Source organism: Streptomyces sp. NPDC051567, assembly GCF_044454165.1.
In the GTDB taxonomy this organism is placed as follows: Bacteria; Actinomycetota; Actinomycetes; order Streptomycetales; family Streptomycetaceae; genus Streptomyces.
Map to the genome: position 1 here is coordinate 339,555 of NZ_JBITDK010000003.1, position 26,546 is coordinate 366,100.

The 26,546-nt window shown below is 73.0% G+C and carries 22 protein-coding genes, 1 other RNA gene and 2 pseudogenes; 5 read left to right on the forward strand and 20 right to left on the reverse strand.

Annotation, left to right across the window (positions count from 1 at the left end; genetic code table 11):
• Window positions 1-382 precede the first annotated feature (382 nt).
• The 3 genes from ACIA5F_RS05745 to ACIA5F_RS05755 form a co-directional block, all read right to left on the reverse strand.
• A complete protein-coding gene (locus ACIA5F_RS05745) occupies window positions 383-2,011 on the reverse strand; it encodes a beta-N-acetylhexosaminidase (RefSeq protein ID WP_399349473.1) in 1,629 nt (542 codons plus the stop codon).
• A gap of 159 nt (window positions 2,012-2,170) precedes the next feature.
• On the reverse strand, window positions 2,171-2,455 hold the full coding sequence (locus tag ACIA5F_RS05750) for a DUF3039 domain-containing protein (protein WP_399349475.1): 285 nt from the start codon (window positions 2,453-2,455) through the stop codon (window positions 2,171-2,173).
• 106 nt (window positions 2,456-2,561) lie between these two features.
• Window positions 2,562-3,122, reverse strand: a complete 561-nt coding sequence (locus ACIA5F_RS05755; RefSeq protein ID WP_399349477.1) for a YqgE/AlgH family protein — start codon at window positions 3,120-3,122, stop codon at window positions 2,562-2,564.
• A gap of 261 nt (window positions 3,123-3,383) precedes the next feature.
• Here ACIA5F_RS05755 and murA point away from each other — a divergent pair, with 261 nt between their 5' ends.
• On the forward strand, window positions 3,384-4,730 hold the full coding sequence (gene murA, locus ACIA5F_RS05760) for a UDP-N-acetylglucosamine 1-carboxyvinyltransferase (protein WP_399349479.1): 1,347 nt from the start codon (window positions 3,384-3,386) through the stop codon (window positions 4,728-4,730).
• Window positions 4,731-4,873: 143 nt separating this feature from the next.
• On the opposite strand, the gene ACIA5F_RS05765 is transcribed toward murA, so the two are convergent.
• From ACIA5F_RS05765 to ACIA5F_RS05795, 7 genes and pseudogenes are all read right to left on the reverse strand, one after another.
• On the reverse strand, window positions 4,874-5,155 hold the full coding sequence (locus tag ACIA5F_RS05765; RefSeq protein ID WP_007264399.1) for an HU family DNA-binding protein: 282 nt from the start codon (window positions 5,153-5,155) through the stop codon (window positions 4,874-4,876).
• A gap of 319 nt (window positions 5,156-5,474) precedes the next feature.
• Window positions 5,475-6,908 carry an NAD-dependent malic enzyme gene (locus tag ACIA5F_RS05770; protein ID WP_399349481.1) on the reverse strand — a complete coding sequence of 478 codons (1,434 nt, stop codon included), beginning with the start codon at window positions 6,906-6,908 and terminating at the stop codon, window positions 5,475-5,477.
• A gap of 600 nt (window positions 6,909-7,508) precedes the next feature.
• Window positions 7,509-9,845: a HelD family protein gene (locus ACIA5F_RS05775; protein ID WP_399349483.1), complete on the reverse strand. Its 2,337-nt coding sequence runs from the start codon at window positions 9,843-9,845 to the stop codon at window positions 7,509-7,511.
• Between the two features lie 105 nt (window positions 9,846-9,950).
• Window positions 9,951-10,514, reverse strand: coding sequence for a CGNR zinc finger domain-containing protein (locus tag ACIA5F_RS05780; protein WP_399349485.1), 564 nt, complete (start codon window positions 10,512-10,514; stop codon window positions 9,951-9,953).
• A 508-nt stretch (window positions 10,515-11,022) separates the two neighbouring features.
• Window positions 11,023-11,571, reverse strand: a complete 549-nt coding sequence (locus tag ACIA5F_RS05785; RefSeq protein WP_399349487.1) for a GNAT family N-acetyltransferase — start codon at window positions 11,569-11,571, stop codon at window positions 11,023-11,025.
• 9 nt (window positions 11,572-11,580) lie between these two features.
• Window positions 11,581-11,934: pseudogene (locus tag ACIA5F_RS05790) on the reverse strand (winged helix-turn-helix domain-containing protein); the annotation flags it as partial.
• A 164-nt stretch (window positions 11,935-12,098) separates the two neighbouring features.
• Complete coding sequence (locus tag ACIA5F_RS05795) at window positions 12,099-13,073, reverse strand: LysR family transcriptional regulator (RefSeq protein WP_399349489.1); 975 nt, start codon at window positions 13,071-13,073, stop codon at window positions 12,099-12,101.
• 84 nt (window positions 13,074-13,157) lie between these two features.
• On the opposite strand from ACIA5F_RS05795, the gene ACIA5F_RS05800 reads away from it, so the two are divergent.
• Window positions 13,158-13,319, forward strand: coding sequence for a hypothetical protein (locus ACIA5F_RS05800; protein WP_399349491.1), 162 nt, complete (start codon window positions 13,158-13,160; stop codon window positions 13,317-13,319).
• A 1-nt stretch (window position 13,320) separates the two neighbouring features.
• On the opposite strand, the gene ACIA5F_RS05805 is transcribed toward ACIA5F_RS05800, so the two are convergent.
• Together ACIA5F_RS05805 and ACIA5F_RS05810 are read right to left on the reverse strand one after the other, a co-directional pair.
• Window positions 13,321-13,842: an NUDIX domain-containing protein gene (locus ACIA5F_RS05805; protein ID WP_399349493.1), complete on the reverse strand. Its 522-nt coding sequence runs from the start codon at window positions 13,840-13,842 to the stop codon at window positions 13,321-13,323.
• Entirely contained in the window at window positions 13,839-15,095 is a 1,257-nt protein-coding gene (locus ACIA5F_RS05810) for a helix-turn-helix transcriptional regulator (protein WP_399349495.1), read from the reverse strand. The genes ACIA5F_RS05805 and ACIA5F_RS05810 overlap by 4 nt, the downstream gene beginning before the upstream one ends.
• A 178-nt stretch (window positions 15,096-15,273) precedes the next feature.
• Here ACIA5F_RS05810 and ACIA5F_RS05815 point away from each other — a divergent pair, with 178 nt between their 5' ends.
• Together ACIA5F_RS05815 and ACIA5F_RS05820 are read left to right on the forward strand one after the other, a co-directional pair.
• The gene (locus ACIA5F_RS05815) at window positions 15,274-15,429 is read left to right on the forward strand and encodes an albusnodin family lasso peptide (RefSeq protein ID WP_399349497.1); all 156 of its coding nucleotides are present in this window, start codon (window positions 15,274-15,276) and stop codon (window positions 15,427-15,429) included.
• A gap of 119 nt (window positions 15,430-15,548) precedes the next feature.
• A pseudogene (locus ACIA5F_RS05820) lies at window positions 15,549-17,000 on the forward strand (albusnodin/ikarugamycin family macrolactam cyclase); the annotation flags it as partial.
• 205 nt (window positions 17,001-17,205) lie between these two features.
• Here the strand turns inward: ACIA5F_RS05820 and ssrA are convergent.
• The 5 genes from ssrA to ftsE form a co-directional block, all read right to left on the reverse strand.
• Window positions 17,206-17,594, reverse strand: a transfer-messenger RNA (tmRNA) gene (gene ssrA / locus ACIA5F_RS05825).
• A 121-nt stretch (window positions 17,595-17,715) separates the two neighbouring features.
• A complete protein-coding gene (gene smpB, locus ACIA5F_RS05830) occupies window positions 17,716-18,201 on the reverse strand; it encodes an SsrA-binding protein SmpB (RefSeq protein ID WP_399349499.1) in 486 nt (161 codons plus the stop codon).
• Between the two features lie 18 nt (window positions 18,202-18,219).
• The gene (locus tag ACIA5F_RS05835; RefSeq protein WP_399349501.1) at window positions 18,220-19,401 is read right to left on the reverse strand and encodes a S41 family peptidase; all 1,182 of its coding nucleotides are present in this window, start codon (window positions 19,399-19,401) and stop codon (window positions 18,220-18,222) included.
• A 68-nt stretch (window positions 19,402-19,469) separates the two neighbouring features.
• Complete coding sequence (gene ftsX, locus ACIA5F_RS05840; protein WP_399349503.1) at window positions 19,470-20,393, reverse strand: permease-like cell division protein FtsX; 924 nt, start codon at window positions 20,391-20,393, stop codon at window positions 19,470-19,472.
• Between the two features lie 16 nt (window positions 20,394-20,409).
• Window positions 20,410-21,099, reverse strand: coding sequence for a cell division ATP-binding protein FtsE (gene ftsE / locus ACIA5F_RS05845; RefSeq protein ID WP_399349505.1), 690 nt, complete (start codon window positions 21,097-21,099; stop codon window positions 20,410-20,412).
• Window positions 21,100-21,323: 224 nt separating this feature from the next.
• Between ftsE and ACIA5F_RS05850 the strand changes: the two genes are divergently transcribed.
• Complete coding sequence (locus ACIA5F_RS05850; protein WP_399349506.1) at window positions 21,324-21,518, forward strand: hypothetical protein; 195 nt, start codon at window positions 21,324-21,326, stop codon at window positions 21,516-21,518.
• Window positions 21,519-21,668: 150 nt separating this feature from the next.
• Here the strand turns inward: ACIA5F_RS05850 and prfB are convergent, their stop codons facing one another.
• The 3 genes from prfB to ACIA5F_RS05865 all read right to left on the reverse strand — a co-directional run bounded on the left by prfB (window position 21,669) and on the right by ACIA5F_RS05865 (window position 26,354).
• Window positions 21,669-22,778 (reverse strand): peptide chain release factor 2, encoded by a 1,110-nt coding sequence (gene prfB, locus ACIA5F_RS05855; RefSeq protein WP_399349508.1) that lies wholly within the window; start codon window positions 22,776-22,778, stop codon window positions 21,669-21,671.
• 305 nt (window positions 22,779-23,083) lie between these two features.
• Window positions 23,084-24,340, reverse strand: a complete 1,257-nt coding sequence (locus ACIA5F_RS05860; protein ID WP_399349510.1) for a serine/threonine-protein kinase — start codon at window positions 24,338-24,340, stop codon at window positions 23,084-23,086.
• A gap of 160 nt (window positions 24,341-24,500) precedes the next feature.
• Window positions 24,501-26,354, reverse strand: a complete 1,854-nt coding sequence (locus tag ACIA5F_RS05865) for a serine/threonine-protein kinase (protein ID WP_399349513.1) — start codon at window positions 26,352-26,354, stop codon at window positions 24,501-24,503.
• Window positions 26,355-26,546: the final 192 nt, after the last annotated feature.

Sequence of the window (26,546 nt, forward strand, 5' to 3'; positions counted from 1 at the left end):
CCTTCCCGATGTCCCGGTCCCGGCGCTCACGCCTGTCCGCCGTACGGTACGTCCTCACCGCCGGGAGGTGGCAACTCTGGCACATCTTCCGGACCGTCCGGCGCGAGGGTCCGCCGGGCGGCGCCCGCGCCCCCGGGTCCTGTTGCCGAAGTCCCGGCCGGCCCGCGCGCGGGGCGGTCCTCGCGGGTCCCGCCCCGGCGGCCGGGTGCCACCGGGGCGGGACGGGGCCTGCCGGCAAGGCCTCACCCTCTTCTGCCGAACACCCCTTTTCGCTGTACGGGCGGACATTCAGGGAGGGTTCCGGCGTTCCGGGCCACCCGGAACGCCACCTCCGGCGCCACCTGATCGCCACCCGATTCGCCACCCGGCCGCCCGACCGCCGTCACACGTTCGGGGGCGTCCCCTCGATGGGGCGGCCGAGCACGCCGGGCCGCCGCTGCCACGGCAGCGGGCCGCCGGGGCGCCGGTAGCCGACCCCGAGCGCGTCCAGCCGCGCGTACTCCCCGGCCATCCGCGCCTCGAACTGTGCGTAGTCGCGCTCCGCCGGTTCCGGCAGCCGTGACCACACCGTCTCCGCGAAGGCCGCCAGCCGGGGGAACATCTGGTAGTCGACGCGGTCCTGGTTCTCCATCACCTCGGTCCAGACGTTGGCCTGCGCCCCGAGGACGTGCGCGGCGGCCTCGGCCGAGAGCTTCGGCGGGACCGGCTCGAAGCGGTAGACGTCCTCCAGGGAGCGCACGTACCCGATGGGCATCGGCTCGTCGGGGCCGTCCGCCTGACGGTGGTCCAGGTAGACCTGCTGCTCGGGGCACATCACCACGTCGTGCCCGGCCTCGGCGGCGGCGATGCCGCCCCCGTAGCCGCGCCACGAGGAGACGGCGGCGCCCGGCGCGAGCCCGCCCTCCAGGATCTCGTCCCAGCCGATCAGCCGCCGGCCGCGCCGGGCGAGCCAGGCGTCGAAGTGGCGGATGAACCAGGACTGCAGTCCGTCCTCGCCGTCCACGCCGAGTTCCCCGATGCGCTCCTGCGCGAGGGGGGAGGCCCGCCACTGGGTCTTGGGACACTCGTCCCCGCCGATGTGCACGAAGGGCGAGACCTCGGCGGGGAACAGCTCCAGCACCTCTTCGAGGACGCCCTCGTAGAAGCGCAGGACGGCCTCGGTGGGCGCGAGGATGTTCTCGGAGACGCCCCAGTCGTCCCAGACCTGGACGGCGCCCGTGTCCACGACGTCGGCGTTGCCCAGCTCCGGGTAGGCGGCGATCGCGGCCTGCGAGTGCCCCGGCACGTCGATCTCCGGGACCAGCCGGACGTGCCGCTCGGCGGCGTACGCGACGATCTCGCGGATGTCGTCCCGCGTGTAGTAGCCGCCGTGCGGGGTGTCGCTCCACAGCGGCGAGGCCCGGTGGCCCCAGCGGGTGCGCGGGCGCCAGGCCCCGGTCCGGGTGAGTTCCGGGTAGCGCTCGATCTCGATGCGCCAGCCCTGGTCGTCCGTCAGGTGCAGGTGCAGGACGTTCAGCTTGTGCGCGGCGAGCAGGTCGATGCAGCGCAGCACCCCGGCCTTGGGCATGAAGTGCCGGGCGACGTCCAGCATCAGCCCGCGCCAGCCGAACCGGGGGCTGTCGGTGAGCGAGAGCAGCGGGAGCTCCCACACCCGCCGCCCGGCCACCGGCGCCTGCCGGTACGCGTCGGGCCCCAGGAGCTGGCGCAGCGTCTGCGCCCCCCAGAACACCCCGGCGGCGGACCCGCCGGCCAGCTCGACCCCGTCGGCGCGGATGTCCAGCCGGTATCCCTCGGTCTCCAGTTCCCCGTCGAGCGAGAGGCGTACGTCGCCCCGCGCGCCGGGGGCGGCGTCGGGCAGGGGGTGGCCGGAGGCGGCCCCCCATTCCCGTCGCAGCCAGTGCGCCACCCCCTCGGTGCCGGGGGCGGCGGCGATCGTCGTCGCGGGTCCGAGTTCCAGGAGGGTGCCGTCGCCGTGGGGCGTCAGCGTCTCGGGGAGCGGAATGAGGTGCATGGGTCAGCCCTTCGCCGTCAACTGTTGCGCCTTGCGCAACGGCCGTTTCACAGAGCGCTTACCGGGCCGACCCTAACCCCGCCCCACGGACACGGCAAAGGCCCCCGGACGCACCACAGCGCGTCCGGGGGCCCAGGTCGTACGGGCGAAGCGGCCGGACTACTTGTCCTTGCCGCCCTTGTCCTTGTCCCCGCCGGGACCCATGGACTCGTAGATCTCCTTGCACATGGGGCAGACCGGGTACTTCTTCGGGTCCCGGCCCGGCACCCAGACCTTGCCGCAGAGCGCGACGACGGGGGTGCCGTCGAGCGCGCTCGCCATGATCTTGTCCTTCTGGACGTAGTGGGCGAAGCGCTCGTGGTCGCCGTCGCCGTGCGACACCTGCGGCGCCGGCTCCACGAGGGTCCCCGTACCAGTCCCGCGATCGGGCTCAAGAGTGCTCATGGGCCAAGCGTACTGAACACCGCACGGCACATCGCGCCGGTCGCCCCACCGGCCGCCGCGCGCCTCGCCGCACTCCGCCGTGCCGGCCGGTCCGGCGGCGCGCCGGTCAGTTCAGCGACGGGTCGTCCGGGTAGGTGGCCACCATCGCGAGCGCGCCGCGCTGGCGGCGCAGCACCGCCCGCCACAGCCGCCGCGGGTCGGGGAAGGCCACGTCACCGGGTTCGCAGTCCACGAGGTACCAGGCGCCCGTGCCCAGTTCCTCCTCCAGCTGGCCCGGCCCCCACCCCGCGTAGCCGGCGAAGATCCGCAGCGAGCCCAGCGCCGGGGCCAGCAGCTCCGGCGGGGCCTCCAGGTCGACCAGCCCGATGGCCCCGCGCACCCGGCGCCAGCCCGGGGGTCCCTCCTCACCCGGGACCACCGCCACGCCCAGGGCCGAGTCCAGCCCCACCGGCCCGCCCTGGAAGACGACGCCCGGATCACCGGCCAGGGGCGCCCACGGCAGCAGGACGTCGCCGACGCCCACCGGGGTCGGCCGGTTGAGGACCACGCCGAGCGAGCCCTGCTCGTCGTGGTCGAGCAGCAGCACCACCGCGCGGTCGAAGTTCGGGTCCGCGAGGGCGGGGGCGGCCACGAGCAGTCGCCCTGTGAGGGAGGACACCTCGGTCATGCCGCCATCGTCGCGCACATCCGCCCGCCGGGGAACCGGCGGCGGCATCCGGCCCAGATGGCCGGGACGTGCCCCCCGAACGAACGGAATGCGACACTCCGCAATCTCGCGGGCACGGAGGGTGCCACCGGGGTGGCGCAAAAGGCCCTGTGGCGAATTCATGACAGTCCTACGGCCGCGTCTGCCATGCGAACAGGGGGGTGGCGCCCCTTACCCTTTTCACTGGCCCCCTGCCCACCCCTCTTCCGGAACGCGAGATTCATGACCGGCACAGACAGTGACGATGTACTGCTTGTCCACGGCGGCACCCCGCTGGAGGGCGAGATCCGTGTCCGCGGTGCGAAGAACCTCGTGCCCAAGGCCATGGTCGCCGCGCTGCTCGGCAGCGGACCCAGCCGGCTGCGCAACGTTCCCGACATCCGTGACGTCCGGGTCGTGCGCGGGCTGCTCCAGCTCCACGGGGTGACGGTCCGTCCCGGCGAGGAGCCGGGCGAGCTGCTGCTCGACCCCACGCACGTCGAGAGCGCGAACGTCGCCGACATCGACGCCCACGCGGGCTCGTCGCGCATCCCGATCCTGTTCTGCGGCCCCCTGCTGCACCGCCTCGGCCACGCCTTCATCCCGGGCCTGGGCGGCTGCGACATCGGCGGCCGGCCGATCGACTTCCACTTCGACGTGCTCCGCCAGTTCGGCGCGACCATCGAGAAGCGCGAGGGCGGCCAGTACCTGGAGGCCCCGCAGCGCCTGCGCGGCTGCAAGATCCGCCTCCCCTACCCGTCGGTCGGCTCGACCGAGCAGGTGCTGCTGACGGCCGTCCTGGCCGAGGGCGTCACCGAGCTCAGCAACGCCGCGGTGGAGCCGGAGATCGAGGACCTCATCTGCGTCCTGCAGAAGATGGGCGCGATCATCTCGCTCGACACCGACCGGACCATCCGGATCACCGGCGTGGACAGCCTCGGCGGCTACAACCACAAGGCGCTCCCGGACCGCCTGGAGGCCGCCTCCTGGGCTTCCGCGGCCCTGGCCACCGGCGGCAACATCTACGTGCGCGGCGCCCAGCAGCGCTCGATGATGACCTTCCTGAACACCTACCGCCGGGTCGGCGGGGCCTTCGAGATCGACGACGAGGGCATCCGCTTCTGGCACCCGGGCGGCCCGCTCAACGCCATCGCGCTGGAGACCGACGTCCACCCCGGTTTCCAGACCGACTGGCAGCAGCCGCTGGTCGTCGCCCTGACGCAGGCGTCCGGCCTCTCGATCGTCCACGAGACGGTCTACGAGTCCCGCCTCGGCTTCACCTCCGCCCTCAACCAGATGGGCGCGCACATCCAGCTGTACCGGGAGTGCCTGGGCGGCTCGGCCTGCCGCTTCGGCCAGCGCAACTTCCTGCACTCGGCGGTCGTCTCCGGGCCCACCAAGCTCCAGGGCGCCGACCTGGTCATCCCCGACCTGCGCGGCGGGTTCTCGTACCTGATCGCGGCGCTGGCGGCCGAGGGCACCTCGCGCGTCCACGGCATCGACCTGATCAACCGCGGCTACGAGAACTTCATGGAGAAGCTCGTGGAGCTGGGGGCCAAGGTCGAGCTCCCCAACGGCGACCTGGTCTGACCCGGTCCCGGCGGCCCGGACGGGCCCGCCAGGGCCCCGGACCGACCGAAGGGCGGCCACCCCCGTGGGGGTGGCCGCCCTTCGGCGTTCTACGTACTACTGCCGTTCCAGGGGCCTGCACGGCCCCCGGCGCCGGGGCAGGACTACTTGCCCTTGGCGGCTTCCTTGAGCTTGGAGCCCGCGGAGACCTTCACGCTGTAGCCGGCCGGGATCTGGATGGGGTCGCCGGTCTGCGGGTTGCGCGCGGTGCGAGCGGCACGGTGGGTGCGCTCGAAGGTCAGGAAGCCGGGGATGGTGACCTTCTCGTCGCCCTTGGCGACAATCTCACCGACGGTCTCGGCGAGCGCGGCCAGAACGGCGTCGGCGTCCTTGCGGGTCACCTCGGCGCGCTCGGACAGAGCGGCCACCAGCTCACTGCGGTTCATGTTGTACTCCCGTGTTCAACTTGCCTTAGAGGCGTGAGATCGAAGCCGATGCTGCCAGGGCCCTAGGACAGTCCCCGGACCCGGGTCTGAACGTCAGACCCTCTCGCCCGGTTACGCATCCTGCCCCCACCAGCGGCGGGAAAGCCAATCCGGCACCCGCCAGGGTCACACGAAAAGCGCCACAGTCACGCCTCGGTGACGCTCCGTCCGCATCGTCCGCGCCCGTTCGCACCTGCGCCGGACGCGGCCCGCGGACCTCGCGGGCATCCCCGCAACCCTAGAGCGGGCCCGGGGGCCCGCATCTCGCGACGCGCCGGGATCAGGGGGCCGTGAGGCCGGTCACAGCCGCCGCGGCGGCGGAGGCGGCCTTGCGGACCGCGCCGGCGACGGCGCCCGCGACCTTGTCGTTGAAGACCGACGGGATGATGTAGTTCGCGTTCAGCTCGTCCTCGCCCACCACGTCCGCCAGGGCGCTCGCGGCGGCCAGCATCATGCTGGTGTCCACCGTGCGGGACTGGGCGTCCAGCAGGCCGCGGAAGACGCCCGGGAAGACCAGCACGTTGTTGATCTGGTTCGGGAAGTCGGAGCGTCCGGTGGCGACGACGGCGGCGGTCTGCCGGGCCACGGCCGGGTCCACCTCCGGGTCCGGGTTCGCGAGCGCGAACACGATCGCGTCGTCCGCCATGGCGGCGACGTCCTCGCCCGACAGGACGTTCGGGGCCGAGACGCCGATGAAGACGTCGGCGCCGACCACGGCCTCCTTCAGGGTGCCCGTGTAGCCCTCGGGGTTGGTGTTGTCGGCGATCCAGCGCAGCGGGGAGTCGGCGTCCGCGTCGACGAGGTCGGGGCGGTCCGCGTGCACGACCCCGTGGATGTCGGCGCTGACGACGCTCTTGACGCCCGCCGCGAGGAGCAGCTTGAGGATGGCCGTACCGGCCGCGCCCGCGCCCGACATGACGACCTTGACATCGCCAACTGCCTTGCCGACCACGCGCAGTGCGTTGGTGAGCGCGGCGAGCACGACGATCGCGGTGCCATGCTGGTCGTCGTGGAAGACGGGGATGTCCAGGGCCTCGCGCAGCCGGGCCTCGATCTCGAAGCAGCGCGGCGCGGAGATGTCCTCCAGGTTGATGCCGGCGAAGCCCGGGGCGATGGCCTTGACGATGGCGACGATTTCGTCGCTGTCCTGCGTGTCGAGGCAGATCGGCCACGCGTCGATCCCCGCGAAGCGCTTGAAGAGGGCCGCCTTGCCCTCCATGACGGGCAGCGCGGCCATCGGGCCGATGTTGCCGAGGCCCAGGACGGCGGAGCCGTCCGTCACGACTGCGACGGAATTGCGCTTGATGGTCAGGCGGCGCGCGTCCTCGGGGTTCTCGGCGATCGCCATGCACACGCGGGCCACGCCCGGGGTGTAGATCATCGAGAGGTCGTCACGGTTGCGGATGGGGTGCTTGGACTGCATCTCGATCTTGCCGCCGAGGTGCATCAGGAAGGTGCGGTCGGAGACCTTCCCGAGGCTGACGCCCTCGATCCCCCGCAGCTTCTCGACGATCTCGTCCGCGTGCGCGGTGGAGGTGGCCGCGATGGTGACGTCGATCCGGAGCTTCTCGTGTCCGGAAGCCGTCACATCGAGGCCGGTGACCGAGCCGCCGGAGGACTCCACGGCGGTGGTGAGCTGGGAGACCGCGGTTCCGCTCGCGGGCACTTCCAGGCGGACCGTCATCGAGTACGAGACGCTGGGCGCCGTTGCCATGGCCGTGTTCCTCTTCTGTCCCTGGTTTCGCTGTACACACAGAGCCCCGCACACGGCAGGCGTGGCAGGGCCCGTGGTCCGATCGTCCCACCTACCAGCCGGTTTAAGGTAACCAGCCGCAATTTTCGGAACGACATTTCCACCATACGAGATATCAGGACGTGGCGGAATGGCGGATCAACACAAAACAGGCCCGCGCCCTCCACTGCTGGAAGACGCGGACCTGCTGTTCTCGTCTATGACACCGACCCGCCATGCTCGCCTCGCGGCAAGTGGTCGCTCTAGGCGACGAAGGTTGGGCCCGGGGGCTTGGATCGAGTCGGTGCCACACCCAGGCTAACAAAGGATCGCCGGAAGCGGTCCCCCTCCCGCGCCCGCTTCCCCACCCACCACGCGCCTGGCGGCGGACCATCCGGCCGTACGGTGCCCCGCGCACCCCGAAGCCCCCGGTGAACCGCCCCCCGCCCGGGGCCCCCGCCCGGCCCGGGACCACCCCCTCGGACCCGGGCGGCCCCCTCGGCGGGACCACCCCGGGGCCGGACGGGAACCGGACCCCCGGGCCGGCCACCGCGGAGCCGGGCGGGCGCCGCGGTGGACTCCCTACGGGCGCAGCAGCTCGGGCACGCCGTCCTCGCCGGGCCGGTCCCGCTCGGCCGAGACCACCGTCAGCTGCTGCGTCGCCCGCGTCAGCGCCACGTACAGCACGCGCAGGCCCGCCGGGGACTCCCCCGCGTCGGCCTCCTCACGTCCGGTGCCCCCGACGATCTCCGCCGGGGAGACGACCACCGTGGCGTCGTACTCCAGGCCCTTCGCCTCCAGGCTGCCCAGCGCCACCGCCCGGTCGCCCAGCTCCGCGAGCCAGCCCGCGGCCTCCTCGCGCCGGTCCATGGCCACCACCACGCCGACCGTCCCGTCCACCTGCTCCAGCAGCCTGCGGGTCTCCTCCCGGACCGTCCGGCCCAGATCCCCGCGCGCGGCCGTGAAACGCGGCTCCAGGCCCGTCGAGCGCACCGCCGTGGGCGGCTCCGTGCCGGGCATGGCCAGGCGCAGCACCCGGGCCGCGATCTCGGCGACCTCGGCCGGGTTGCGGTAGTTCACCGTCAGCGTGAACCGGCGGCGCGGCCGGGAGCCCAGGGCCTCGTCCCGGGCGGCGGCGGCCTCCGCCGGATCGGTCCACGAGGACTGCGCCGGGTCGCCCACCACCGTCCAGGTGCCGTGCCGGCCCCGGCGGCCCACCATCCGCCACTGCATCGGCGTCAGGTCCTGGGCCTCGTCCACGATGACGTGCGCGTACTCGGTGCGCTCCGCCGCGAGCCGCTCGGCCCGCTCCCACTGGGTCTCCTCGCGGACCGGCATCAGCTCCTCCAACCCGCTGAGCTGGTCGAGCGGGTCCAGCTCCCGCCGGCGCCGGGGCCGCGCGGGCGCGCCCAGCAACTGCTGGAGCTCGTCCAGCAGCGCCACGTCGTGCACCGAGAGCGGGCCCTTGCCGTCCGGCCCGGCCCGGCGCAGCGAGCGGGCCACCCGGCGCGCCTCGCGCGGGCTCAGGTCCCGGCGCGACCAGCGGCCCAGCCGCCGTTCGTCGGCCATCGCCGCGAGCACCCCGCGCGGGGTCAGCTCGGGCCACCAGGCGTTCAGGAAGCCGAGGAAGGCGTCCTCGGTGGAGACGTCCTCGTCGAAGGCGGAACGCAGCTCTGCGGCCAGCTCCGGATCGCTGTGCCGGCCCGCCCCGCCGGACTTCGCGTACAGGGCGTCGAGCAGCAGCTTGCGGGCGCGCGGGCGCAGCAGGTTGACGGGCGCCGTGCCGCTGAGCACGTTCTGCCGGATGCGGTTCAGCTCGGCGGCCTCCAGCTCCTGGCGCCGCCCGAAGGCCACCACCCGCAGCCGGTCCGGGGCCTCGCCCAGCTCCAGGGCGCCCCGTACGGCCTTGCGCAGCACCTTGACCATCCGGGAGGAGCCCTTGGCGCGGGCCACGGCCGGTTCGTCGTACGCCGTCGCCTCGGCGCCGTCGACCAGCGAGCCGAGCGCCCGGATGGCGACCTGGCCCTCCTCGCCGAGCGAGGGCAGCACGCCCTCGGTGTACGCGACGAGCAGCGGGGTCGGCGAGACGATCAGGATGCCGCCGGAGTAGCGGCGCCGGTCCTGGTAGAGGAGGTAGGCGGCGCGGTGCAGGGCGACGGCCGTCTTGCCGGTGCCGGGCCCGCCGGTGACCTCGGCGACGGAGGCGGCCGGGGCCCGGATGACCAGGTCCTGCTCGGCCTGGATGGAGGAGACGATGTCCCGCATCGAGTGCGTACGGGCCCGCCCGAGCGCGGCCATCAGCGCGCCGTCGCCGATGACCGGCAGCTCCCGCCCGCCGAGGAAGGCGGTGACCTCGGGCCGCATCAGGTCGTCCTCCACGCCCAGCACCTTGCGGCCCTTGGAGCGGATCACCCGCCGGCGCACGACCCGGCCGGGCTCCTTGGGCGTGGACCGGTAGAACGGCGCGGCGGCGGGCGCCCGCCAGTCGATGACCAGCGGCGCGTAGTCGGAGTCCAGGACGCCGATCCGGCCGATGTGCAGGGTCTCGGCGACATCGGCCGTGAGATCGGCCCGGATCGCGTCCTCGGCGGGCTCGACCGAGGTGTGGGCGCCGTCCGGCCCGCGCTCCCCGTCCTTGCCGAGCACCAGGTCGACCCGGCCGAAGAGGAAGTCCTCGAACTCGTTGTTGAGCCGGTTCAGGTGGATACCCGCCCGGAAGACCTGCGCGTCCCGCTCGGCGAGGGCGCCGGGCGTCCCCACCTGACCGCGCTGGGCCGCGTCGTTCATGAGGAACTCGGCCTCGTGGATCTTCTCCTCCAGGCGTCGGTACACGTGGTCGAGATGCGTCTGCTCGACCGCGATCTCCCGATCGCGGACGGAATCCGCCGTGCTGTCGACAGCGGCATTCTGCGCGGCCACCAAGGCCCCCTTCTGACGTGCATGGGCGACCGTCAACCGTACGCGAACCGGCCCCCATCCGCACGCCCGTTCCGGAACCGGTCCCCCCGCCGCGCCGGTACGGAGCTACGCGGACCCGGCCGCCAGCGCCCGGCGGCGGTGCCGGGCCACCCGCTCCCGGTTGCCGCACAGCTCACTGGAGCACCAGCGGCGCCGGTGCCCGCGCGAGGTGTCCAGGTAGACCCGGGAACAGCCCTCGCCCGCGCAGGACCGCAGCAGCGCCCGTTCCCCCGGGTCGGTCAGCAGCTCCACGGCGTCCCGCGCGACGGCGGCGAGCAGCGCCCCGCACTCCACCCCGCCGCACAGCTCCCGCACCAGGTTCCCCTCGTGGTCCCGTACGGCGCACAGCCCCGGGGTCGGCCCGGCGGCCAGCGCGTTGACCCGGGCCAGCGCCTCCCCGCCCGCTCCGCCGCCCCCGGCGAGTTCCGCCCGTACGAGGGTCTCCACATCGGCGCGCAGCGTCCGGAACGCCTCGACCCAGTCCGGTCCCACCCGCACGAGCGGTGTCCGTCCGGGCACCAGCCCGGCCCCGGCGAGCCACCGCCGCAGCCCCTCGCCGTCCCCGATCCCCTCACCCGGGGCGAGGCCGGCCACCAGATCCAGGCAGACCCGCCCGGAGTCGAACCACATGCCCGTCACCGCCTCCCGCTCGGGGCGCCCCCTCAGGGTGCCCGCCCCCACACCCTCCCGAAACCCCCGCCCCACCCCCCAGACGAAGACCGGCCAGATCCCCCAACTCACCGACCACTCCACCCTCCGGAACCCCAGACGACCCTCAGGACGGGCACGGAGACGGGCGGGTACGGGTACCCGCACACGGAGACGGAGACGGAGACGGCGGAACATGAAGCCAGAGGCCCGGACGGCGGGATCAACAGACCCCACATCGGGGACGGGGACGGCCAGGACGGGGACGGGTCGGGGTGTGTGCCGGGACGTAAAACGTGATGTGTTGGCGCGCACCCAGCCCGCGCCTCCCACCCGGCCCAGGGCGCCATAAATCATGAGTCCCGGCACACACCCCGACCCGGCACCGGCCCCCACCCCAAAAGCCCCCGCCAGGCCAAGGCCCGGCCCAGACCCGCACCGCCCGGTCAGGGCAACGGCCCCGCCCGGCCAGGGCACCCGCACCGCCCGGTCAGGGCAACGGCGGCTCGTCGTGCAGCAGCCGCTGGAAGAGCCGGTGGTCCCGCCAGGCCCCGTCTACGTGCAAGTACCGCGGCGCGACCCCGTACTCCTCGAAGCCCGTCTTCGCGAGCACCCGCTGCGAGGCCAGGTTGTCGAGCAGGGTCCCGGCGGCGAGCCGGTGCAGCCCCAGCTCTTCGCGGGCGATCCGGCAGACCGCCTCCACCCCCGCGCTGGCCAGCCCCCTGCCGTGCCACTCCCGGTCCACCCAGTAGCCGACGGAGGCACTGCACAGCGGCCCCCGCACGATGCCGGAGAGGGTGATCGCCCCGACCGGCTCCCCGGTCGCGGCCAGGACGAACACGTACGGCGCCGTCCGGCCCGCGTCCCGCTCGGCCAGCGCCTCGCCGACGCGGTCCCGCTGGCCCGCCTCGGTGTAGAACGCCTCCGGCCGGTACGGCTCGCAGGGCGCCATGTACGCCCGGTTGCGGACGTACGCCCGCGCCAGCCCGGCGGCGTCGCCGAGCGCGACACCCCGCATCTCCACACCTTCGACGATCATCCCGGCACGCTAGCCCACGCCGCCCGGCCGGTCGACACCACGGTCGGGGCCGCGGTCGACACCGTGGTCGGGGCCCGTGGCCGGCGCCAGCCGGTACCCCCGCTTGACCACCGTCTGGATCAGCCCCGGCGTGCCCAGCGCCGCCCGCAGCCGGGCCACCGCCGACTCCACCGCGTGCTCGTCCCGGCCCGCCCCCGGCAGCACCCGCAGCAGCTCCGCCCGGGACACCACCCACCCCGGCCGCCGCGCCAGCGCCCCCAGCAGGGCCGCCGAGGCGGGCGGCACCGGCCTCGGCTCCGCGTCCACCAGTACCGTCTGCCCCCGGATCTCCACCCGGCGCCCGCCCACCACCAGCACCCGCGCCCCGTACTCGTCCTCACCCATCGTGACCCGCCTCGCCCTGATCCGGTGCCCGCCCGGCGCCGCACGGCCCGCACGGCCCGCACGGCCCGCACGGTGCCGTCTCCGCGGCGACCGAGCATGCCAGGACGGGATGTCACCGCCGGTTCCACCGCGTGTCGAACCCGTTAACCCCGCCCCGCCCCCGCGTCGAGCCCCGCGGGCACCCAGCTCCCGGGCTCCACCCGGAGCCAGTCCCGCTCGGCCGCCAGCGCGTCGGCGGCGGCGTGCAGCGCGTCCAGCCCGGGCCGGCGGGAACCCTTGCGCCACACCATCGACAGCGGCGACAACGGCACCGGCCGGACCAGCGGCCGTTTCACGCAGTCCGGCATGTCGGGGAAGTCCACGGTGGCCAGTACCGGGTGACGGGTCCTGGCCATCACCCGGCGGAACTCCTCCCTCCCCAGCGCCACCGGCGCGGGCGGCGCCAGGACGATCCCCCGCCCGGCGAACAGCTCGCGCGCCAGCCCCGTCCACTCCAGGGTCCGCGGGTTGCCGGCCCCCGCGTACACGGTCCGCCCGGCCAGCGCGTCCAGCGGCACCTCCGCCCGCGCGGCCAGTTCGTGCCCCTCGGGCAGCAGCACGGCGAGCGGCTCGTACCGTACGGTCCGCCACGCGAGCCCCGCCCGCAGCCCCGGTTCCAGCCCCTGCGCGTACCCGAAGGAGACGTCGAGCCGCCCGGCCGCGATCTCGGCGGCGGCATGGGTGAGCCCGCTCTCGAAACGGGCCATCAGCTCACGCTCCGGGGCCAGTTCACGGGCCCGCTCCAGCACGGCGCGCCCGGTGCCGGGTCCGTCGGTGTTCAGGTCGACGAGCAGCGTCCCGGCCCCCGCGCCGGCCCCGAAGGCGGCGGCCAGCTCCTCGTGCGCGCGCAGCACCCGCCGGGCCAGCGGCAGCAGCCGTTCCCCGTCCACGGTCAGCCCGACCTGCCGGGTGGTACGGGTGAACAGCGTGGCGCCCAGGAGCTGTTCGAGCCGTCGCACATCCCGGCTGAGCGCCTGCTGGGCGACGTAGAGACGAGCGGCGGCACGGGTGAAGTGCAGCTCCTCGGCGGCGGCGACGAACCCGCGCAGCAGGCGCGGTTCCACATCACGGGGAATCACTCCCGCAGGTTAACAACGGAAAGCGGTGAATCCGCGCGCAACAGGTGTTGGACCCGCCCCCGCCCCGCCCCCGAAGCTCTCCCCATGCCCACCACCCCCCTCATGACGGTCACCGGCACCACCCTCGTCCTGACCTTCCCCACCCCCCACACCCACCCCCGCCGCCCCCGGCCCCCCCTCCTCCGCCGCACCCTGACCCGCCTGCGGTGGGTGAGAGGGAGCAAGGCCACCGACCGGCCGTTCTGAATCACCTCGTGCGGCCGGGACGGCCGTCGCTCAGGTAGGCCGGGTATCCGGTACCGAGCTGGGAGACCGCGGCGTCGAACCTCCGGGACAGCCGTTCCCGGAGCAGTCGGGCTGCCTTCTCCGCCGGTACGAACATGACCTCGGCCAGTTCGTCGTCGCGTGGGCGCAGCATCGCGACCGTCTGCTCGTCCAGTGTGCCGCCGTCGAAGATGAACGAGAGCTGGTCGTCCCACGGCCCGTGGGACGGGACCCAGTCCACGACGAGCAGAGCACCCAACTCCACTTCCAGCCCCAGTTCTTCGTGCAACTCCCGCCGTGCCGCATCGTGCGGTGCTTCGTTCGCCTCCGCCATCCCACCAGGAAGGTCCCACCCCGGCTTGTACGTGGGTTCGACCAGCAGGAAGCGTCCGGCACTGTCGCGGATCAGCACGTCCGCCGCAACACGCTTACGGGCCTGACGGGCGTTCCCCTCGGCGAGGTACGCGTTCCAGTCCGCGGGGTCGGTCGGTGTGGGGGGCTTCATCGCCCGCCTCCGGCGGGCGAGAGGATGTCGGCGAGCAACAGCGTCCTGGTCCGCCTCGTGTGACCGAGGCGGACCAGGAACTCCGACACCGGACGGTATCCACGATGTGGGTCCAGAGCCCTGGTGAGTCCGTCCAGTTGGCGAACGACCCGGACCGAACCGAGCGCCGGGGTGAGTGCGTCCAGCAGTTCGTTGCCGGTGGACACTGCCGCGTCGAACTCCCTGCGGGTGGCGTGGAGCCCGGCGAGCGCGATCCGGGCGAGCGCGATGGACCGGGCGCGGCCCGCTTCCCGTAGGGAGACGGAGCGTTCGGCGCACTCCAGCGCCCGTTCGTAGCGTCCGAGATCACGCAGCACGAGCACGGATTCGCTGGCAAGGGCGGCGGCATCGAACGGGCTGACCCACGGGTGGGACGGTCCGGGTCGGCCGCCGAGGGTGGAGTGGTCGAGGGCGCGGGCGGCGGCCATGTCCTGTCCGGCGGCGGCGAGAGCCCGTGCCTGCATGGCGTGCAGACGGGCGGTGAGGGACGCGATGTCCGCTCCTGTCGCCGCTGCTTCGAGTCCGGTCCGTGCCCAGTGCACGGCGGCGGCCAGGTCACCGGCCTGGAGGGCGAGGTGGCTGCTGCTGGCCGCGATGTTCGCGGTGAGGGCGCTGTCACCAGCTGTCCGGGCCAGCGGCAAGGCGCGGGCGAAGTGGCGGGCGGCAAGGTCGTCACGGCCTGAGTCATGGGCCATCCAGCCCGCCATCTCGGTCATGGCGGCGGCTGCGGCGAAGATGTGCGGTCCGGTGTGCGCGTCCACGAGGCGCGGTCCGAGGCGCCCGGACAAGTGCTGCAGGACGGCTCCGTACAACCGCCCGCCTCCGGTCTGGCGGTCTGCGTCACGGAAGGCGCCCATGGCGGCGAGGTCGTCGTCATCCTGGGGTACGGCGACCGGGGGAAGGACAGCCGCCGCCCGGACTGCGGGTTGCCAGGGGCGGTGCGCGAGGCCGAGGAGATGCCCGGGGATGTGGAAGGCATCGGCGATCTGCTCGAAGATCGTCAGCTTCTCCACGCGGCTGGTGCCGTTCATGTAGTCGTAGAGCCGTCCCTGGGTGACGCCCACGGCCGAGGCGATGCGCCGCGTACTGACCCCTCGATGGTTCAGCAACGTGAACACCGCGCCCATGTCGCGCTGCGCGCACGCCGTCAGCAGACGCTCGTCACCGAGAAGCCCGGCGACCACCTCGCGTACGTCCTCCGGCTCGCGTCTCATCGTCGGCTCCTTCGCAGCTGGCCCGAGCGTACGGCCAACCACCCTTCGCCGACTCCGACTTGGAGTCACCCCTCGGTGTCTCCCCCGGGCCGTCCGCCGTCGTTGACTGGTCTGCGTCGCCCGGCAAGCGCGCCGAGCGGAACCCGCCCGACCGTCCCTCCGAAGGAAAGGAAAGACGATGCTCGACCTGACCACCACCGAGAACACCCGCAGCAGGTCCACCGAAAGCGACGAGGACACGGCCGCCCTGGTCGAGATCGGTGACGCCGCCGCACTGACCGAGGGCCAGGGTGGCGGCAACAGCGAGGACAAGCGCCGCGCCTACAACAGCTGACCGGCCCCGCGCACAGGGCGGTGTGGGCCCCTGGCACGTCCGGGGGCCGCACCGCCCCTTCCCGCCCGTCTCTCTGGAGGAGACCCATGCCCCTCGGCGGCTTCAGTACGACGGGGAGCATGTGCCCCCGGCCCCTCGGCGCCGAACTGATCGACCCGGCATCATCCATGTGGCGCCTCGGCGTCACCCCCGTCCGCACGACGACCACCGGCGGCGGCACCCGGCGGGTACGGGTCCTCGGCTGGTGCGGCGTCACCGACGTGCAGCTCTCCGCCCTGGCCCACCGTCCGGTTCCCCCCGACGCCGCGTGGCGCTGGCCGGGCCGCTACGCGGTCATCGAGGAGACCGCCGACCAGGTGATCCTGCACACCGACCCGGCCTCGGCCTTCCCGCTGTACTTCACGCCCTGGCGGTCGGGCTGGGCATGGTCCACCTCCGCCCGGCTGCTCGCCTCCCTTGCCGGTTCCGGTCTGGACGTGCAGCGGCTGGCCTGCGCGGTCGTGACTCCGTCGGTCCCGGCGCTGACCGTCGGACGCAGTTTCTTCACGAACGTGGAACAGGTGGCGCCCGGCTGCCGCACGGAACTGCCGCGCCGGGGTACCTCACCCCGCCACATCAGCCGGTGGCAGCCCGGACCCGAAACGTCGCGGCTCGCCCACCAACGCCTGCGGCACACCCTGACGGAAGCCGTCACCCTGCGGGCCGAGGGGGACCCTGCACTCTCCAGCGACCTTTCCGGGGGCCTGGACTCCACCACCGTCGCCGTCCTCGCCGCCCGCGCACTGCCCGCCCCGAACCGGCTGAAAGCCGTCACCATCCGCCCCGAGGGCAACCACGACGGAGCCGATCTCCACTACGCCAGGCTGACAGCCGCCGCATCCGACGGCCGGATCGTCCACCACCTGCTCCCCATGGATGCCCGCCACCTGCCTTACACGCTCATCACCACCGTGCCGCCCACTGACGAGCCCGCCCCCTCGACCCTGACACAGGCCAGGCTGCGCGGACAGTTCCGGTGGATGCGCGACCGCCTCGGCACCCGGACCCACTTGACCGGTGACGGTGGGGACAGCATCTTCTTCCAGCCCCCGGCACACCTCGCCGACCTCATGCGCAGCCGACACCTCGGACGGGCCGCGAGCGAAGCCCTCGGCTGGGCACGTCTGCGCCACACCCCCGTGATGCCACTCCTGCGGGACGCCGCCACCATGGCGCGCACGACCCGCAGCGAAGCGCTCGTCGGCCTCGCCGGGCATCTGGTCGGGCAGGACGTCGGCAACCGGGGCAACGTGCGCTGGTTCCCGCTCCTGCCGCTGCCCGACTGGGCGGAACCTGCCGCAGTCGGTCACGTCGCGGAGGCTGCCCGGCAGGCAGCCGAGCGCCCCGATCCGTTGTCCGGGCTGGACGCGTCCGTACGGACACTCATGGACGAGATCCGGGAGGTGGCCCGTACGGCGGTGGCCGATACCGAACTCGCCGCGAGCTGCGGCATCGACCTCCACAACCCGTTCCTGGACCCGGCCGTCGTGGACGCGGTGCTCACCAACCCGCTGGAGCACCGCCCGGCCGTCCATGCGTACAAGCCTCTGCTGGTCCGGGCCGTCGGGGACCTGCTGCCGCCCGCCGTCTTCGGTGAAGCCCCTGCTCGACCGGTGAGTCTCGGCCCCGCATGGGCCCGCCCCGCCCGCCCGCTCCGCTCCCCCACCTGCGCCCGGCACGAGAAAACCCCCCGACCGGCGAGATTCTCGCTGGTCGGGGGGTTTTGCCCACATGGGGTGGTGGAGATGGCGGGAATCGAACCCGCGTCCAACGGTGCAGAAGCAGGGCTTCTCCGAGCGCATTCCGCTGCGATTTTCTCGGCCCCGGAGATCACACGGACAAGTCTCCGACGGGCTCAGTCACTGTTTGATTTCCCTCAAGCCCCCGTGACCGGGGCTAGAGGTTTAGATCCCTAGTTGACGCCAGGAACCGGACCGGGACCACTTCCGGGCTGACGCTCCTCACAGAGGCTTCAGCTCACTGTTATTAGGCAGCGAGGGTGAAGCGGGAGTTATCGCTCTTGGTGTTGGCGATTATTGTTTGCGACATATGGTTAGCGAGATCATTGCCGCTTCCTCGGCTCGCTTCCCCTGCATCGACATCCGCTGTCGAAACCGATCATCCCCATGTGTACCGCTATTGAATTGTGCACCGCGCGGGCCGCCACGCCCGCGAACGGGTCGAAGCAGATCGAGCGGGTGGTGCTGACGCCATGGTACGCGAAGTGGACCACCGCGTGCCAGGAGATTACACCGTGCCCCGCTGGCGCCTGCGCACCGCCGAGATCGCGCGGTTCGTCTCGCGGGTGTCCTGCTTCTCACGCAGCGTCTGCCGCTTGTCGTACTCCTTCTTGCCCTTGGCCAGCGCGATCTCGATCTTCGCCCGGCCGTCCTTGAAGTACAGGGCGAGGGGCACGATCGTGTGACCCGACTCGTCCGCCTTGCGCTCCAGCTTGTCGATCTCCTCCCGGTGCATGAGGAGCTTGCGCTTGCGCCGCGCGCTGTGGTTGGTCCAGGTGCCCTGGGTGTACTCCGGCACGTGCACGTTGTACAGCCACGCCTCGCGGCCCTCCACCGACACGAAACCGTCCACCAGCGAGGCCCGGCCCTGGCGCAGGGACTTGACCTCGGTGCCGGTGAGCACGAGACCGCACTCGTAGGTGTCGATGATCGTGTAGTCGTGCCGCGCCTTCTTGTTCTGGGCGATCAGCTTGCGCCCTGTTTCCTTAGCCATAGTGCGGTCATTTTCGCACTACGGACCCACCCCGAGGCCACTCAATACTGTCGCGGCCCGCTCCTCGGCGCCCTCGCCCGCCGCCAGGTCCGGAGTGATGCCGCTACCGTCCAGGCTGCGGCCCGCCGGCGTGCGGTACGTGCCCACCGTCAGCTCGGCCACCGACCCGTCCGGGAGCTCGGTCGGCATCTGCACCGAGCCCTTGCCGAAGGTGCGGCTGCCCACCGTCACCGCGCGGCCCCGGTCCTGGAGGGCGCCCGTCAGCAGCTCGGCCGCGCTCATCGTGCCGCCGTCGACCAGGGCCACCAGCGGCCCGGCGGTGTCCCCGCCCGGTTCCGCGTACAGGGCGCGCTGGGCCCCCCGTACGTCGTACGTCGCCACCAGGCCGCCGTCCAGGAAGGCGGAGGCGGCCGTGACCGCCTCGGTGACCAGGCCGCCGGGGTTGCCGCGCAGGTCGAGCAGGAACCCGGCGCCGTACGGGGCCGCGCGGACGGCGGCCCGGACCAGCTCGCCGGAGCCGCGCGTGAAGGAGGCGACCTTGATGACGGTGATCCCGCCCGGCAGCCGCCGTACGGTCACGGGCTCGGCGCGCAGCCGCTCGCGGCGGACGGTCTCGGTGAGGTCGGCGCCGCCCCGGCTCAGGTTCAGCACGACCGGGGTCCCGGCCTCGCCGCGCAGCAGGGCGACCACATCGCCGACGCCCAGGCCCGTGACGGCCTGCCCGTCGACGCTCAGCAGCCGGTCCCCGGGGCGCAGCCCGCGGCGGTCGGCGGGGCCGCCGGGCTGGACCCGGTCGATCTCGACCCGGCCCTCCGGGCCGCGCCGGGCCCAGAGGCCCACGCCGGTCCAGCGGCCGTCGAGGTCGTCGGAGAAGGCGGCGTACTCGCCCCGGTCGTAGACGGTGCCCCAGCGGTCGCCGCTGCGGCTGACCACCTCCTGGGCGGCCTTCTTGCCGGACTTCCCCTCGGCGACGGCCTCGGCGGCGGCGCGGGCGACGGCCTCCCGGTCGGCGGTGCCCGTCACGTGCGGCCCCCCGGACGCGGACCCCCCGGTACGGGCGGCCGAGGCGGCCGGGGGCTCCTCGGGGACCTGGTGGCCGGTGGCCGCGGCGGTGGCGACGGCCACGAGGAAGGCCAGCGTCAGCACGGCCCCCCGACGCAGGTCACGGGGCCGGACGCGGAAGACGGGTGGACCCGGCATGGCGCCGAGTCTAGGCCCGCCCCCGCCCCCCGTACGGACGGTTGAGTGGACCGTTCGCGGGGTGCTCGTCACACCTTCAGGTACTTGCGCAAGGCGATGAAGGCGGCCATGGAGGGCATCAGGACGCCGATGACGAGGACCAGCGGCAGCTTGGTGAGGACCGCGTCCCAGCCGACGAACTTGATCAGCTCCATCTTCTCCCGCAGCCCCAGGCCGTGGTCGATCACGAAGTACTGGCCGGAGGCGAGCATGGCGCAGGCGAAGACCGCGCCGATCAGGCCGGCGACGGCCGCCTCCATGATGAACGGCACCTGGATGTAGAAGCCGGAGGCCCCGACCAGCCGCATGATCCCGGTCTCCCGCCGACGGCTGAACGCCGAGACGCGCACCGTGTTGACGATCAGCAGCAGGGCCACGATCAGCATGATCAGCATGATGCCGAGGGCGGCCCAGTTGAGGTAGCCGAGGTACCGGAAGAGGTTGTCCATCTCGGTGTTCTGGTCGCTGACGGACTGCACCCCGTCCCGGCCGGTGAAGGAGGTCGTGATGACCTTGTACTTCTCCGGTCTGTCGAGCTTGACCCGCAGCGACTCCTGCATCTGGTCCGGGGTGATCGAGGCGGCCAGCGCGGTGTGGCCGTACTGCTCCTGGTAGTGCTTGAACGCCTCGTCGGCCGACTCGTAGCGGACGCTCTGCACGAGGTCCATACCCTTGAGCTCGGCCTGGAGGGCCTGTTTCTGCTCCGGGGTCACCGCCCCCTTGGAGCAGGCGCCGCCGCTGGTCGCCTCGGCGTCGCTCTTGTTGCAGAGGTAGATCGAGACGTTGACCTTGTCGTACCAGTAGCCCTTCATGTTGCTCACCTGGTCGCGCATGAGCAGGGAGCCGCCGAACAGGGCCAGCGAGAGGGCCACGGAGATGATGACCGCGAAGGTCATGGTGAGATTGCGACGGAGGCCGACGCCGATCTCCGACATGACGAACTGGGCGCGCATGACGTCTCAGGGCCTTTCAGTGCTGGTAGCCGTAGACGCCGCGCGACTGGTCGCGGACGAGCCGGCCCTGTTCGAGTTCGATGACGCGCTTGCGCATCTGGTCCACGATCTGCTGGTCGTGCGTCGCCATGATCACGGTGGTGCCGGTCCGGTTGATCCGGTCCAGCAGTTTCATGATCCCGACGGAGGTGTGCGGGTCGAGGTTGCCGGTGGGCTCGTCCGCGATCAGCAGGGCCGGGCGGTTGACGAAGGCACGGGCGATGGCCACGCGCTGCTGCTCGCCGCCGGAGAGCTCACCGGGCATCCGTCCCTCCTTGCCGCCCAGGCCCACCAGCTCCAGGACCTGCGGGACGGCCTTGCGGATCTCGCCCCGCGGCTTGCCGATGACCTCCTGCGCGAAGGCGACGTTCTCGGCCACCGTCTTGTTGGGCAGCAGCCGGAAGTCCTGGAAGACGGTCCCCAGCTGGCGCCGCATCTGCGGGACCTTCCAGTTGGAGAGCCGGGCGAGGTCCTTGCCCAGGACGTGGACCTGACCGTGGCTCGCCCGCTCCTCGCGCAGGACGAGCCGCAGGAAGGTGGACTTGCCGGAGCCGGAGGAGCCGACCAGGAAGACGAACTCGCCCTTGGCGATGTCCAGCGTGACATCCCTGAGTGCGGGACGGTTCTGCTTCGGGTAGGACTTGGAGACACTGTCGAATCGGATCACGGGTCACACCACGGTCGCCGGGAGTAGGTGTCCGTGACCCTACGCGAACGGGCGCGGGACGGGGGCCCGGCATCAGGAGTTGCCCGATATCTCCACGGGTCCGTCGGGCCCCGGTCACCGTTGCCCCGAGGGGCCGCGCCGAATGTCGCCGAAGCTGGCACAGTGGTAGGGGGAACGGTCCAGCTCCCCGCACCGTTGTACCGAGGGGACGAAAGGAGGAGCGCATGACATATGACCGGCTCGTGTGCGCGAATTGTGCCGCACCCGTCAGCCAGGGCCGCTGCCCGGTGTGCCGGGCGAACCGGGAGCGCCTCCAGCAGGAGGGCTTCTCCGGCCTGAACCTGAACCCCGTGGCGCTCGTCGCGCTTCTGGTGGTCCTCGTGGCGGCTCTGGCGCTGGTGGCCCAGCAGACGGTCTAGGCCCTCAGGAGTGCCGAACGGATCGAGGCGGATCGAGGCGGCCCGCGCCGCGTACCGATCACCCGGAGCAGAACGGAAACGTGAAGGGCCCGGACACCAGTCACTGGTGTCCGGGCCCTTCACACATATGTGGGACTGCGCGTACGGGGACTACGCGGTCTGCTCCTGCTGCTTGCGCCAGCGGATGCCCGCCTCCAGGAAGCCGTCGATCTCGCCGTCGAGCACCGCCTGCGGGTTGCCGACCTCGAACTCCGTCCGCAGGTCCTTGACCATCTGGTACGGGTGCAGGACGTAGGACCGCATCTGGTTGCCCCAGGAGCTTCCGCCGTCCTTGAGGGCGTCCATCTTGTCCTTCTCCTCCTGGCGGCGCCGCTCCAGCAGCTTGGCCTGGAGGACGTTCATGGCGCTGGCCTTGTTCTGGATCTGCGAGCGCTCGTTCTGGCAGGAGACGACGATGCCGGTCGGGAGGTGCGTGATGCGCACGGCCGAGTCGGTCGTGTTGACGCCCTGGCCGCCGGGGCCCGAGGCGCGGTAGACGTCCACGCGCAGCTCGCCCTCGTCGATCTCGACGTGGTCGCTGGACTCGACGACCGGCAGCACCTCGACGCCCGCGAAGGAGGTCTGGCGGCGGCCCTGGTTGTCGAAGGGCGAGATGCGCACCAGGCGGTGCGTGCCCTGCTCGACGGAGAGGGTGCCGTACGCGTACGGGGCCTTGACGACGAAGGTGGTCGACTTGATGCCGGCCTCTTCCGCGTACGAGGTCTCGTAGACCTCGGTGGCGTAGCCGTGGCGCTCGGCCCAGCGCAGGTACATGCGCTGGAGGCGCTCGGCGAAGTCGGAGGCGTCGACGCCGCCGGCCTCGGCGCGGATGTTGACCAGGGCCTCGCGCTCGGCGTACTCGCCGGAGAGCAGGGTCCGGACCTCCATCTCGTCCAGCGCCTTGCGGACGGAGACCAGCTCGGTCTCCGCCTCCGCGAGGGTGTCCGCGTCGTCCATCTCCTGCGCGAGCTCGAAGAGCACGGCGAGGTCGTCGATGCGACCGCGCAGGTGCTCGGTCTTGCGGACCTCGGCCTGGAGGTGCGAAAGCTTGCTCGTGATCTTCTGAGCGGCATCCGGGTCGTCCCACAGGGACGGCGCGGCGGCCTGCTCCTCAAGTACGGCGATATCTGCCCTCAGCTTGTCGAGGTCCAGGACGGCCTCGATCGACCCCATGGTCGAGGAGAGGGACTTCAGCTCTTCGGAAACATCGACGACTGCCACGGGTCCAGCGTAGCCGGTCCCCGGACGGCGCCGTCCGGCCAGGCCGGATCACCCGTACCGGTGGACAGTCGCACGGACGTACGCTCGCGCCATGACCGTCCTCCTCGTCGGCCCCCGCCCTGTGGACCCCGGGCGCGTCACGACGACGGACGCTCTGCCGCCGGACCCGCACCGGGCCTGATCCGCCCCGATCCGCCCTCGGTCCCGCACGCGGCCCACCCGGCCGTGGCCCGGCGCCGGCGCCCCCGGCCGATCCCCGCGTGAGCGCGGACGGCCGGCCCGCGAGGACGGGTGACCGCCGGGCCCTACGGTTCGACCGGGCCGGAGCGCTTGCTGTCCTGGGGCGGGCGGGCGGACCCCTCCTCGCCGGAGACGGCGAACCAGCTGCCCACGCCCACCGCCGCCACCAGCGCCGCGGCGGCCGTGGAGAGCACCAGCCGGCGTTTGCGGGCGGCCTCGGCGCGGTGGCGGGCGGAGCCGGGCCGGTGGCCGCCCGCCGGGCGCGGCACCCGGGCGGTGCCCAGGGCGCCGCCCGCCAGCTCGTCCGGGCCGGGCACCCGCATCGAGGTGTGCGTGTCCCGGTTGGAGTCGGCCGCGGAGCCCGGCACCAGCGGGACCGCGCCCCGGCGGCGGCCCGGGGCGGCGGGCGCCGGCTCGGGCACTGCGGCGGGCTCGGGCGGCGCGTCGTCCGGCTCGTCCACGTCCAGCGGCGGCAGCCCGGCCAGCAGCGGCAGCAGGTCCCGCAGCCGGGCCGACAGCTCCGACGCGCGCAGCCGCGAGGCCGGGGCCTTGGCCAGGCACTGGACCATCAGCTGCCACAGCTCGTCGGGGATGCCGGGCAGCGGGACGACCGACTCCGTCACATGGCGGCGCAGGACCGCGCCCGGGTGGCCCCCGCCGAAGGGCGTGAAACCGGCCAGCAGCTCGTACAGGACGGTGGCCAGGGCGTACATGTCCACCGCGGCGCGCGGCGGGAGCCCCTCCACGATCTCCGGCGCCAGGTAGTCCGGCGTGCCGATGATCCGGGTCGTCGGGGCCGTGGTGCGGCCCCCGGAGGCGCGGCGCGGGGAGTCGATCAGCTTGGCCACGCCGAAGTCGGTCAGCAGCGCCGGGTGCGACCCGCCCGGCCCGAGCGGGCCCTCCATGTCGAGCAGCACGTTCTCGGGCTTGACGTCCCGGTGCACGACCCCGGCGGCGTGGGCCGCCGCCAGCGCGTCCGCGACGTCCGCGACGATCGCGACGGCCGCCTCGGGGGCGAGCCTGCGCTCGCGTTCCAGGCGGGTGCGCAGGTCCGTGCCCCGGACGAGGTCCATGACCAGGGCGAGGTCGTTGCCGTCGACGACGAGGTCGCGGACGCAGACCACGTGCGGATGGTCCAGGCCCAGCAGCGCGCTGCGCTCCTGGACGAACCGTCCGACCAGCTCCTGGTCGGAGGCGAGGTCCTCGCGCAGCAGTTTGACGGCGACGGGGCCGTCCGGCCCCTCGCCCAGCCACACCGTGCCCGCGCTGCCGCGCCCCAGGATCTGGTGCGCGGTGTACCGGCTGCCGATCTTCCGTGCCACGACTGCTCCCTCAGCGGCTGGCGTACGCACCAAAGCTACGCGGACGGGTGGGGGTTGGACGCCCCGGACCCCGGCGGCCTTCCCTTCTGCGGGCGACATCACGCCCCCAGAGGTCGGCACGTCCGTGAACCAGGCGCCAAGGGAACATTGTGGCGGACCGTCAGGGGGTGGTGGAGCCCGTACCGCCCGTGGAACCGGTGGAGTTGCCGATGCCGCCGACGAAGTCGGCGATGCCGGAGCCCCAGGACCACAGCTGGTCCCACCAGCCCTGGCCGGTGCCGACCCACTCCTGGAGCGGGGTCAGCTCCCAGACGAGCCAGCCTGCCACGAAGAAGAGCAGGATCATGACCACGCAGCCCTTGAGGCAGCCGAGGCCGGGGATGCGGACCGGGTTGGCGCTGCGGCGGCGCGGCTCGCGCGGTTCGCGGGACTCGCGGGGGGCCTGCTGCTGGGGCGGCGGACCCTGCGGGGGCCGCTGCTGGGCCTGCGGGGGCGGCTGGGGCTGCCGGTACTGGGGCTGCGGCGGCTGCTGGTAGGGCTGGGGGTGGTGCTGCGGCGGCTGGTAGTGCTGCGGCGGCGGGGGCGCGTACTGCGGCTGCGGCGGCTGGTACTGGGGGTGCGGCGGCTGCTGGTGCGGCGGCTGCTGCTGGTACGGCTGGGGCGGCGGTCCCTGACGGTAGGGCTGCTGCTGGGGAGGCTGCTGGGGCCGGCGCGGCTGCTGCTGCGGAGGCGGGGGCGCCTGGCGCTGCGGACGGCGGCGCAGGGGGTCTCCCCAGCCCGGAGGGCTAGGGGAAGGGTCCTCGTCGGGGCCGAGGTACTGGACCTGCGTCTGCTCGTTGCGGTCGCGGGCGGCCTGCATCTGCGACTGCCACGGGTGCGGCTGGTCGGGGCGCTGCACGGGGGGCAGGACCGCGGTCGGGTCGGCGGCGGGGGCGGCGGCGGCGCTCGGGAGCACCGAGGTGGCGTCGGCCCCGCCGATCGGCGGCAGGACGCTGGTCATGCCGTTCGGGTCGTAGCCGCCCGGCGCTCCGCCGGTGCCCGCGCCCGCGGAGAGGACCTGGGTCGGGTCGGCGGCGCCCGGGTCGACGGGGACCGGTGCGGGCGAGGGGTCGGGGGCGAGGAACGCGGCGACGCCGAGCGCGGCCTCCACCTCGGCGGGCGAGGAGTGGACCCCGATGCCGGAGGCGACCACGCGCAGCCCGCGGGCCAGGCTCTCGGCGCTGGGCCGCTCGCCCGGTTCCTTGTTCAGGCAGCGCTCGATGACGGTCCACAGCGGCTCGGGCACGCCGGAGGGGCGCTGCGGGTCCTCGCTGAGGTGGCGGTGGAGGACTTCGAGCGCGGTGCCGCCCGCGAACGGCGGACGGCCGGTGACCAGCTCGTAGAGGAGGATTCCGGCGCCGTAGATGTCGACGGCGGAGGTCTGCGGGCGGCCCTCGGCGGACTCGGGGGCGACGTAGGCGGGGGTGCCGACGAACTCGTGGGTGCGGGTCAGGCCCGGGGAGTCGGCGAGGCGGGCGATGCCGAAGTCGGTGAGCATCGGCCGCATCTGGCCGTCGCGCTCGTCGAGCAGGACGTTGGCGGGCTTCAGGTCGCGGTGGACGACTCCGTCGGCGTGGCTGGCGGCGAGCGCGTCCGCGATCTGGGCGGTCAGCAGGCTCGCGGCGACCGGGGTGAAGGGGCCGTTCTCCCGGAGGTACCGGTGCAGGTCGGGGCCGTCGATGAGGTCCATGACCAGGGCGAGCAGGTCGCCCTCCACGACGAGGTCGCGGGTGCGCACGATGTTGGGGTGGGTCAGGCGCAGCAGGACCGAGCGTTCGCGCAGGAAGCGCATGACGATGTCCGGGTCGTGGGCCAGCTCCTCCTTGAGGACCTTGATGGCCACGGTCTCGCCGGGGTGACCCGCGACGGCGGCCTCCGCTCCGGCCGCTTCTCTCTGGCGGGCACGCCAGACAACGCCCGTGGCGCCGCGTCCGAGCGGCTCCTCGAGCAGGTATTTGCTGCCGACTGGCCGCACGTCTCGCGCTCCCTGCTGTCGTCTTGTCCGTCGTTGTTCCGTCGTGCCGTCGCCCCGGCCGGCGCGCTCTGCCGCCGGGAGGTTTTCCGGCCCACTCTAGGGGGTGTCCCCCGGGAAGACGTGGGGCACGGGAGGTTGGTTGCCCTACATGTGTACGGAGGGTGACGTTTGCGGAGTGCGCGGGTGGCGCTT